Here is a 10,532-nt window from a genome sequence, read left to right as displayed (position 1 = left end):
ATTGTGGTTTTCCACATACCGGGAGCCGGGTTGATCCAGCGCAATAAAACCGGCCCCATAACCACCAAACTGTGACCAAAGCCCCATTCGCTGCCCCATCACGGCGTCAAGGCGACCCAGCACATCGCCCCGGTGATAGACTGCCCCCTTTGCACCAAGAGGAGAGCCCCCTGCACGTCCCAGTTCCCTTGCCCCTGCTCAGCCTGCTGCTCTGGCTCGCGCTGTCAGCCCTGCCGCTGCGGGTGCAGGCCGCCCCGACCCCCTCTTCGCCAGCGCCGGCCCGACAGGAATCCGCGTCATCCCAGGCCACGCCGGTGCAGACCTTGGCCGAGCCGATACGCATCGGCGTGCTGGCAACCCGCGGCCCGGCCCTGGCTAGAGCCCAGTGGCAACCGCTGCTGCGCTGGCTGGCGCAGCGCGTCCCCGCCCATCGCTTCGTGCTGCATCCGCTGGGGCTCGATGAACTGGCCGAGGCCGTCGCCCTCGAGCACCTCGATTTCGTCATCACCAACCCGGGCCAGTTGGTGAGTCTGGCGCGCCAGTACCCGCTGGCCTGGCTCGCCACCCTCAAGAGTCCGGCCGAGGGGGACAACCTCGCTATCGGCGCCGCCCTGGTGGTGCCTGCCCAGGCCCCCTACCGACACTGGCGTGACCTCGAGGGGCAAGCGGTCGCCGCCGTCTCGGAGAACGCCTTCGGCGGCTACCTCGCCTATCGTTTCGAGGCGGGCGAACAGGGAGTTCGGCTGGAGCACTTCTTCTCCACCGTGCAGTTCACCGGCTTTCCACTGGACCGGCTCATCGAGCGGCTGGCGGCAGGGGAGGTGGCTGCCGCCATCGTGCCGGTGTGCCAGCTCGAGCGCATGGAGCGGGAAGGCAAGGTCGCCAGGGGGGCGTTTCGGGTGCTGGACGATCAGGCGCCGGCCGGCTTTGGTTGTCAGAGCTCAACCCGGCTCTACCCCAACTGGTCCTTCGCCAAGACAGAGCGGGCCTCCCCCGCCCTGGCGCTGGCGGTGACCCGTGCGCTGTTCGACCTGCCCGCTGATAGCGAGGCGGCCATCGCCGCCGATTCGGCGGGCTGGACCGTCCCCACCAGCGAGCTCGCCATCGACCGCCTGCTCAAGGCGCTGGATCGCCACCCGCTGCAGGGCCCCTGGTGGCAAGCGGCCTGGCACTGGCTGCGCCAGCATCAGCAGTGGGGCTGGGGCGCCCTGGCGCTGGTACTGCTGCTGGGGGGTCACCACCTGCTGCTGCAACGTCTGTTCAACCGCAGCCAGCGCCGGCTGCTCAAAGCCCGCCACCAGCTCGAGCAGAAGGGACACCAGCTGGCACAAGCCAGACGGCTCGCCGAACTGGGCGAGCTGGGCGCCAACGTGGCCCACGAGATCAACCAGCCCCTCAGCGCCATCGCCAACTACAGCCAGGGAGCCTTGTTGCGACTGGACAGATTGGCACAAGACCCCACTCAGGCTGCCGCCCAGGCCTCCCTGCGTCAGGCCCTGGAGCAGATAGGGCTCCAGGTCCAGCGCATCACCCAGACCGTCAACCGGCTCAGGGCCAGGCTGCAAAAGCGCCCTCCCCGCTTCGAGCCTTGCGACCTGCCCACCCTGATGGCGGAGCTGCGCCCCCTGCTGGAGCAGATGCTGGCGCCGCTCGACGTCACCTTCACCCTGCACTGGCGGGGCCAGCCGCGCCGGCTGCCTCTGGACGGCACCGGGATGGAGCAGTTGCTGGTCAACCTCATCAAGAATGGCGCCGAGAGTGCGGCGCAGAGTGCAGCGAAGAGTGCGGTGAAGAAGGCGCGCGCCGCTGTTCACTCTCCTGCTCACCCCCCTAAGCAAGCAGCGGCAAAGGAGACTGCCCGGGTCGAGCTGTTGATCGCCTTCGAGGCACAGAGATTACTGCTGGAGATCCGCGACAACGGCACCGGCCTGAGGGTCCCCGCGACCGAACTGCAGCAGGCGTTTTACAGCGACAAGCCGGATGGCATGGGGCTGGGGCTGGCCATCTGCCGGGAGGTGGTCGAGAGCCATCGCGGCCAGTTCAGCCTGGAGAACCTGAGCCCCCACGGCTGTCTGGCCCGGGTCATTCTGCCCGTGCCGCCACCCGAGGTCCCCGCCTCAGCCCCCCCCACCCACCCGCCGACTCCGAGGAACTGAGATGACGTCCCCCTCCTGCCCCCCGCTCTATCTGGTCGACGACGACGAGGCCGTGCTCGACTCCCTGCGCTTCATGCTGGAGAGTTGCGACGAGCGGCAGCTGTTCAGCTTTTCCGATGGCGAGCGCTTTCTGGCCGAGGTCGATCTGCTCCAGCCCGCCTGCCTCATCCTCGACTGCCGCATGCCGGGGCTGTCGGGCCCCGAGGTGCAGCAGCGGCTGAAGGCGGCCCAGAGCCCCATCGCCATCCTGTTTCTCACCGGCCACGGCGAGGTGCCGCTGGCGGTGGAGTCCCTCAAGCTGGGGGCGGTGGATTTCTTGCAAAAACCGGTGCAGTTGGCCCCCCTGCTCGCCGCCATCGCGCGGGCCGAGCAGGCGACGCTGAGCGCGGCCACCCGTTTCGCCCATCTGGCCGCCTTTAAGCGGCTCACCCCGCGCGAGCACCAGCTGTTGCTACTCATCGCCCGGGGCCACAAGAACCAGCAGATAGCGCAGGATCTCTGCATCTCGGTGCGCACCGTCGAGGTGTGCCGCGCCAGCCTGATGAAACGTCTCGAGGTCAATTCCCTGGCCGAACTGATGCTGTGCTATGCGGCGGTCAACGGGCAACCCTGACGCGGTCAATCCATGAGCCCCCTAACCCGGGGGCACAAAACGCGCAGAGATCACATACTTGGCGCCGCCTTGGGGGTAGAGTGCCCCTTCCCTTCATCAGGACAGACCAAGGTCCTGCGCCTTGTTTCGAGGAAACATCATGGAACTGCTTCTGCTCAGCAACGGTAAAACCACCGAACACCCAGGCCTGCTTGGCTGAGCCCGCGACCGTGTACAAACCCTGCTCGCCCGCAAACAGGTCAAGCGCATCCTGCTCATCCCCTACGCGGTGATCCGCAGCGACTGGGACGCCCGCGCCCAGGATCTCGCCGAGAGCCTGGGGGTGGAGACCATCAGCATCCACCAGTTCGACGATCCGGTGGATGCCATCCAGCAGGTGGAGGCTATCTTCATCAGCGGCGGCAACACCTGGCGCCTGAACCAGCTGCTGCACGAATACGGTCTGGTCGTCCCCATCCAGCGCGCCGTGCGCGAGCGAGGCGTACCCTATGTGGGCTGGAGCGCCGGTTGCAACGTGGCGACCCCGAGCATTCGCACCACCAACGACATGCCGGTGTGCAGCGCCGCCGTGCTGCCGGCGCTGGGCCTGTTCCCGCTGCAAATCAACCCCCACTATCTGGACGCCAGCATCAGCGGCCACATGGGGGAGACCCGGGACGAGCGCCTCGCCGAGTTCTGTGCCATCAATCCGAGCGAATCCGTGGTGGCCTTGCGCGAAGCCAGCCTGCTGCAGATTAGCGGCGAGAGCCGCGGCGAGACCATCGAATACTGGAGCGCCCGGGGCGAGGGCTTCAAGATCTTCAAGCACGGCGAGACGACCCGGGAGTATGAGGATGCCCGGCCACTGGCAGCACTGACGCCGTTTCAGCCCGGCGACTGACGCCATGGCAGACGAGCCGATGTGAGCAAGCGATCGGGGGATTTGCCATGCTGTGAGGGGAAGGAAGATTCCTTGCTCCTTGTTTCTCGATGGGAGGCGACCATGACGGTACGGATCGAACACGACAGCTTCGGTGATATCGAAGTCCCGGCGGCGCGGCTGTGGGGGGCCCAGACCCAGCGCTCCCTGCAGCACTTCAATATCTCGGGGGAACGCCAGCCCATGGAGATCATCCATGCCCTCGCCCGCATCAAGTCCGCCTGCGCCAGGGTGAACCACGCCCTCGGGCTGCTGCCCGCGCGCAAGGCCCAGGCCATCATGGCCGCCGCCGACGAGGTGTTGTGCGGCCTGCACGACGCCGAGTTTCCCCTGATGGTCTGGCAGACCGGCTCCGGCACCCAGACCAACATGAACCTCAACGAGGTACTGGCAAACCGTGCCAGCGAGCTGCTCGGCGGCGCCCGGGGAGAGGCGCGGCTGGTGCACCCCAACGACGAGGTGAACAAGAGCCAGTCGAGCAATGATGTCTTCCCCAGCGCCATGAACCTGGCGGCTGTCACCGCCATCACGGGCCAATTGCTGCCTGCCCTGACCACGCTCAAAAACACGCTGGCCAGCAAGGCTGCCACCTTCGACGACCTTGTCAAGATTGGCCGCACCCACCTGCAGGACGCCACCCCCCTCACCCTGGGTCAGGAGATCTCCGGCTGGGTCGCCCAACTCGCGCAAGGGGAGCGTCACCTCGCTGCCGCCCTGCCCCATCTGTATGAGCTGGCGCTGGGGGGCACCGCGGTCGGCACCGGTCTGAACTGCCCCCCCGGCTTCGCCGAGGCGGTGGCCAACACCCTGGCACAGCAGACCGGCTTGCCCCTGGTGAGCGCCCCCAACAAGTTCGAGGCCCTGGCGGCGAGCGATGCCCAGGTCCATGCCCATGGTGCCCTCAAGACGCTGGCGGCCAGCCTGATGAAGATCGCCAACGACGTGCGCTGGCTGGCGAGCGGCCCCCGCAGCGGGCTCGGGGAGCTCAGCATCCCCGAGAACGAACCCGGCTCCTCCATCATGCCGGGCAAGGTCAACCCGACCCAGAGCGAGGCGCTCACCATGCTGTGCGCCCAGGTGATGGGCAACGACGTGGCCATCAACATCGGCGGCGCCAACGGCAACTTCGAGCTCAACGTGTTCAGGCCGATGATCGCCCACAACTTCCTGCAGAGCGTGCGGCTGCTGGCGGACGGTATGAGAAGCTTCCACGACCACTGCGCCGTCGGCATCGCTGCGAACCGGGCGCGCATCGACGAGCTGCTGGCCCGTTCCCTGATGCTGGTGACGGCGCTCAACCCCCACATCGGCTATGACAAGGCGGCCGAGATCGCCAAACTGGCGCACCATCAGGGGCTGACTCTGCGGGAGGCGGCCATCGCCTCCGGCCACCTCAGCGCGGAGCAATTCGATGCCTGGGTGGTGCCCGCCGACATGGTGGGGCGGCAGCCATAAGCCAGGTTGCCTTGGGCCATCTCAGCCCCCGGGAGTCCGATGTCTGGATCGTTCCCGGCAAGATGGCGGGACGGCAGCCATAAGCCAGGTTGCCTTGGGCCATCTCAGCCCCCGGGAGTCCGATGTCTGGATCGTTCCCGGCAAGATGGCGGGACGGCAGCCATAGGCCAAGTTGCCTTGGGCCATCTCAGCCCCCGGGAGTCCGATGCCTGGGTGGTGCCCGCCAACATGGTGGGACGGCAACCATGACCCAAGTTGCCTTGGGCCAGCTCTGTCCCCGGAAGCCCGATGCCTGGGTCATTCCCGGCGAGATGGTGGGGAGGGGCAAATAAGGCTCTGAATTGGGGGTACTAATGAACAGAAGGGGCGCCGCGGCGCCCCTTCTCATTCACAGCCAAGGGTTCAGCTCTTGCTCTCGCAGTTGAACATCCAGTGAGTGCCAAACTTGTCCACCAGCGAGCCGAAATAGGCGCCCCAGAACATCTCCTGCAACGGCATCTCCACCTGGCCGCCCTCCCCCAGGGCCGCAAACAGGCGATCGGTCTCGACCCGGCTGTCCGGCTCCAGGTTGAGGTAGCTGTTGTTGCCCTGCACCAGGGTGAACACCATGCTGGCAGGAGCGTCCGTGCCCATCAGCACGTGGCCGCCGAGGATGGGCAACGCCACGTGCATCACCAGGTCGCCATCCTCTTCGGACAGGGGCGGCTGACCCGGGCAGCCGGGAGACTCCTTGAATCTGTGGATAGGGCCGTTGAACTCACCGCCGAACACCTCCCGGTAGAACAGGAAGGCCGCCTCCGTCTCCCGGGCAAAATTGAGATAGGTACTGACACGCGCCATGATGATCTCCTTGGTCATTGATAGCGGATTTCGCGAACAGCTATCAGCATAGAAGAGTCAGCGCCAGGGTCACCCCAACAATCAGTACACCTGTGAGTCCACAGCGGCGGTTGCACCCGTTTCCCCACGAGTACCAGCCTGATACGCAATCAAAAAAGAGCAACCCAACACAGCCACGGGTTGCACCTCATGAATCACTCAGAAAACATGTATGCAACCTATTAATATTTCACTAAAAACCTATATTAAGCCCTATTTTAAGGCTCAATCCTCCGAACCATGTGGCATAGGAAAATTCAACAATGTAGCCAAAACATTAAAATTTCTTGCTTGAAGGTTGCACCTGGTTGCGCCATCCTCGGCAAAATTTAACCGTCCGGTAATATTGTTACCTTATAGACACAGGAAGTCCCATGGCCACCACCACCCTTGGCGTTAAACTCGACGAAGCGACCCGCGACCGGCTCAAGCAGGCGGCGCAGACCCTGGATCGCACCCCCCACTGGCTGATCAAGCAGGCGATCTTCACCTATCTGGAACAGCTGGAGCGCGGCCTGACCCCGCCTGAGCACTCCGGCCTGGCCGCTGCCGCCGGAGAAGAGGCCATCGAGACCCTGAGCGAGCAGGGGATCCAGGTCTTCCTCGAGTTTGCCGAGAGCATCCTGCCGCAGTCCGTGCTGCGCGCCGCCATCACCTCCGCCTATCGCCGCCCCGAGACCGAGGCCGTGCCCATGCTGCTGGAGCAGGCCCGCCTGCCCAAGGAGAAGGCCGAGGCCACCCAGAAGCTCGCCATGAGCATCGCCGAGAAGCTGCGCAACCAGAAGAGCGCCAGCGGCCGTCAGGGCCTGGTGCAGGGGCTGCTGCAGGAGTTCTCCCTCTCCTCCCAGGAAGGGGTGGCCCTGATGTGCCTGGCGGAGGCGCTGCTGCGCATCCCCGACAAGGCAACCCGGGATGCCCTGATCCGCGACAAGATAAGCGGTGGCAACTGGAGCCAGCACCTGGGCCAGAGTGCCTCCCTGTTCGTCAATGCCGCCTCCTGGGGCCTGCTCATCACCGGCAAGCTGGTGGCCACCCACAACGAGGCAGGCCTCAACAGCTCCCTCAAGGGACTGATCGGCAAGGGCGGCGAGCCGCTGATCCGCAAGGGTGTGGACATGGCGATGCGCCTGATGGGGGAGCAGTTCGTCACCGGCGAGACCATCGCCGAGGCGCTGGCGAACGCGGGCTCCATGGAAAACAGGGGTTTCCGCTACTCCTACGACATGCTGGGGGAAGCGGCACTGACGGAAGAAGACGCCAAGCGTTATCTCGCCTCCTACGAGCAGGCCATCCACGCCATCGGCAAGGCCTCCCATGGCCGCGGCATCTATGAGGGCCCGGGCATCTCCATCAAACTCTCCGCCCTGCACCCGCGCTACAGCCGCGCCCAGTACGATCGCGTCATGGAGGAGCTCTATCCCACATTGCTGGGGCTGACCCAGCTCGCCAAGCAGTACGACATCGGCATCAACATCGACGCCGAGGAGGCCGATCGGCTGGAGATCTCCCTCGACCTGCTGGAAAAGCTCTGCTTCGACCCGTCTCTCGCGGACTGGAACGGCATCGGCTTCGTCATCCAGGCCTATCAGAAGCGCTGCCCCTATGTGATCGACTACGTCATCGATCTCGCCAAGCGCAGCCGTCACCGCCTGATGATCCGGCTGGTGAAGGGCGCCTACTGGGACAGCGAGATCAAGCGCGCCCAGCAGGACGGCCTGGAGGGTTACCCCGTCTATACCCGCAAGCCCTACACCGATGTCTCCTATCTCGCCTGCGCCCGCAAGCTGCTGGCGGTGCCCGAGTCTATCTATCCCCAGTTTGCCACCCACAACGCCCACTCCCTGTCGGCCATCTACCAGCTGGCGGGTCAGAACTACTACCCGGGCCAGTACGAGTTCCAGTGCCTGCACGGCATGGGTGAGCCGCTCTACGAACAGGTGGTCGGCAAGGTCGCCGACGGCAAGCTGGGTCGCCCCTGCCGCATCTATGCGCCGGTCGGCAGCCACGAGACCCTGCTCGCCTACCTGGTGCGCCGCCTGCTGGAGAACGGGGCCAACACCTCCTTCGTCAACCGCATCGCGGACAACAGCATCTCCCTGCAGGATCTGGTGCAGGATCCGGTACAGCAGATCGAGCAGATGGCCGCCCGTGAAGGCAGCCTGGGTCTGCCCCACCCGCGCATTCCCCTGCCCCGTGAGCTGTACGGCGAGGCTCGTCCGAACTCCGCCGGCCTGGATCTCGCGAACGAGCACCGTCTGGGATCGCTGTCCGCCGCCCTGCTCGCCAGCACCAACACCGCCTATCAGGCCCTGCCCATGTTGGGTAATGAACACCCGGGCTGCGACACCGAGGCGCCGACCCAGTTCCAGCAGGTGGTCAACCCGGCGGATCACCGCGACGTCGTCGGTCAGGTGAGCGAAGCCACGGTCGAACTGGTGGACAAGGCCCTCGCCTGCGCCCTGGCCAGCGGCCAGATCTGGCAATCGACTCCGCCGGCCGAGCGTGCCGCCGTGCTGGATCGCGCCGCCGACCTGATGGAATCCGAGCTGCAACCCCTGATGGGCCTACTGGTACGCGAATCCGGCAAGACTTTCGCCAACGCCATCGCCGAGGTGCGCGAGGCGGTGGACTTCCTGCGCTACTACGCCGCCCAGGCGCGCAACCACTTCGCCAACGAGAGCCACAGACCGCTCGGCCCCGTGGTCTGCATCAGCCCCTGGAACTTCCCGCTGGCCATCTTCAGCGGCCAGGTCTGCGCGGCGCTCGCGGCCGGCAATACGGTGCTCGCCAAGCCTGCGGAGCAGACCCCCCTCATCGCGGCGCAAGCGGTGCGCATCCTGCGCGAGGCCGGCGTCCCCGCCGGTGCGGTGCAACTGCTGCCGGGCCGCGGTGAGACCGTGGGGGCGGCGCTCATCGCGGACGAGCGAGTGCGCGGCGTCATGTTCACCGGCTCCACCGAGGTGGCGGGTATCATCTCCCGCAACCTGGCCGGTCGCCTCGACGCCCAGGGCCGCACCATTCCGCTCATCGCCGAGACCGGCGGCCAGAACGCCATGATCGTCGACTCCTCCGCTCTCACCGAACAGGTGGTGATGGACGTCATCTCCTCGGCGTTCGACAGCGCCGGTCAGCGCTGCTCCGCCCTGCGGGTGCTGTGCGTGCAGGACGACGTCGCCGAGCGGGTGATCCGTATGCTCAAGGGCGCCATGGCCGAGTACAAGGTCGGCAGCCCCGAGCACCTCTCCACCGACATCGGCCCTGTCATCGACGCCGAGGCCAAGGCCAACATAGAACGCCACATCAAGGCCATGGGGGACAAGGGTCGCCGGGTGCACCAGATTGCCCGCACCCAAGAGGGTGCCTGCAACCGCGGCACCTTCGTGCTGCCGACGCTCATCGAGCTCGACAGCCTGGATGAGCTGGGCCCAGAGGTGTTCGGCCCTGTGCTGCACCTGGTGCGCTACCCCCGTGCCAAGCTCGGCGAACTGCTCGCGCAGATCAACGACAGCGGCTACGGCCTGACTCTGGGGGTCCACACCCGCATCGACGAGACCATCGCCCAGGTGGTCAACACCGCCAAGGTCGGCAACCTCTACGTCAACCGCAACATAGTGGGCGCCGTGGTCGGGGTGCAGCCGTTCGGCGGCGAAGGGCTCTCCGGCACAGGACCCAAGGCGGGTGGCCCGCTCTACATGTACCGTCTGCTCGGGGCACGCCCGCAGGAGGCGGTGACCAGCCAGCTTCGCCAGGAGCCGGGCGCAACCCCGCAAGCCGAGGCCGCCAAACCGGCGCTGCTGGCCTTGCGTGGCTGGGCGGGCAAGCAGGCCCCGGCACTGGTGGCCCTGTGCGATCGCTACGGCGAGCTGGCGCTGAGCGGCCTGACCCAACTGCTGGTCGGCCCCACCGGCGAGCGCAACAGCTACAGCCTGCTGCCCCGGGAGCGTGTGCTCTGCCTGGCCGCCGACGATAAAGAAGCCAAGACGGATCTGCTGGCCCAGCTGGCGGCCTGTCTGGCGGTCGGGACAGAGGTGCTGTGGCAGGACAATGCCCAGAACCGTACCCTGCTGACCAGCCTGCCCAGCGAGGTACAGGCGCGCATCCAGCTGGTTGCGGACTGGGCCAGCAGCGACATCGGCTTCGATGCCCTGCTGCACCACGGCGACTCGGATCAGCTGCGGGAAGTGGCCAAGCTGGCCGCTGCCCGTGCGGGTGCCATCGTCGGCGTGCACGGCCTGCACCGTGGCGAGACCGACATCCCCCTGGAGCGACTGCTGATCGAGCACGCCCTCTCGGTCAACACCGCCGCCGCCGGTGGCAACGCCAGCCTGATGACCATAGGCTAAGCACCGCGACAGAGACTAAAGCCCCGCCGATGCGGGGCTTTTTATGTCAGTCGCTCGCTCACAAGTGCATAAAAAAGGCCGCCCTTGTCGGGGCGGCCTTCTTGTTCTCCCTTCTCCCCTCGCGGGAGAAGGATTGGGGATGAGGGGGTTAAACGTACTCCATAAAC

The 10,532-nt window shown here is 66.1% G+C and carries 5 protein-coding genes and 1 pseudogene; 5 read left to right on the top strand and 1 reads right to left on the bottom strand.

Annotation, left to right across the window (positions count from 1 at the left end; genetic code table 11):
• Positions 1 to 188 precede the first annotated feature (188 nt).
• The 4 genes and pseudogenes from ACB039_RS11455 to fumC all read left to right on the top strand — a co-directional run bounded on the left by ACB039_RS11455 (position 189) and on the right by fumC (position 5,143).
• Entirely contained in the window at positions 189 to 2,156 is a 1,968-nt protein-coding gene (locus ACB039_RS11455; RefSeq protein WP_371165744.1) for a PhnD/SsuA/transferrin family substrate-binding protein, read from the top strand.
• 1 nt (position 2,157) lies between these two features.
• Positions 2,158 to 2,769 carry a response regulator transcription factor gene (locus ACB039_RS11450; RefSeq protein ID WP_371165713.1) on the top strand — a complete coding sequence of 204 codons (612 nt, stop codon included), beginning with the start codon at positions 2,158 to 2,160 and terminating at the stop codon, positions 2,767 to 2,769.
• A gap of 139 nt (positions 2,770 to 2,908) precedes the next feature.
• Positions 2,909 to 3,649 (top strand): annotated as a pseudogene (gene pepE, locus ACB039_RS11445) (dipeptidase PepE).
• Between the two features lie 102 nt (positions 3,650 to 3,751).
• Positions 3,752 to 5,143, top strand: a complete 1,392-nt coding sequence (gene fumC, locus ACB039_RS11440) for a class II fumarate hydratase (protein ID WP_371165712.1) — start codon at positions 3,752 to 3,754, stop codon at positions 5,141 to 5,143.
• 402 nt (positions 5,144 to 5,545) lie between these two features.
• Here the strand turns inward: fumC and ACB039_RS11435 are convergent, their stop codons facing one another.
• On the bottom strand, positions 5,546 to 5,983 hold the full coding sequence (locus ACB039_RS11435) for a VOC family protein (RefSeq protein ID WP_270823273.1): 438 nt from the start codon (positions 5,981 to 5,983) through the stop codon (positions 5,546 to 5,548).
• Between the two features lie 413 nt (positions 5,984 to 6,396).
• Here ACB039_RS11435 and putA point away from each other — a divergent pair, with 413 nt between their 5' ends.
• The gene (putA, locus tag ACB039_RS11430; protein WP_139750884.1) at positions 6,397 to 10,365 is read left to right on the top strand and encodes a trifunctional transcriptional regulator/proline dehydrogenase/L-glutamate gamma-semialdehyde dehydrogenase; all 3,969 of its coding nucleotides are present in this window, start codon (positions 6,397 to 6,399) and stop codon (positions 10,363 to 10,365) included.
• The last annotated feature ends 167 nt before the right edge of the window (positions 10,366 to 10,532 follow it).

The organism is Aeromonas sp. S2(2024), from assembly GCF_041402505.1.
GTDB lineage: Bacteria > Pseudomonadota > Gammaproteobacteria > Enterobacterales > Aeromonadaceae > Aeromonas > Aeromonas media.
This window is presented reverse-complemented; position numbering and strand designations above follow the sequence as displayed.

Bases quoted from the DNA above. Each gene is read 5' to 3' on its own strand.
- ACB039_RS11450 (WP_371165713.1), top strand. From the start codon at position 2,158: ATGACGTCCCCCTCCTGCCCCCCGCTCTATCTGGTCGACGACGACGAG.
- putA (WP_139750884.1), top strand. From the start codon at position 6,397: ATGGCCACCACCACCCTTGGCGTTAAACTCGACGAAGCGACCCGCGAC.
- fumC (WP_371165712.1), top strand. From the start codon at position 3,752: ATGACGGTACGGATCGAACACGACAGCTTCGGTGATATCGAAGTCCCG.
- ACB039_RS11435 (WP_270823273.1), bottom strand. From the start codon at position 5,983: ATGGCGCGTGTCAGTACCTATCTCAATTTTGCCCGGGAGACGGAGGCG.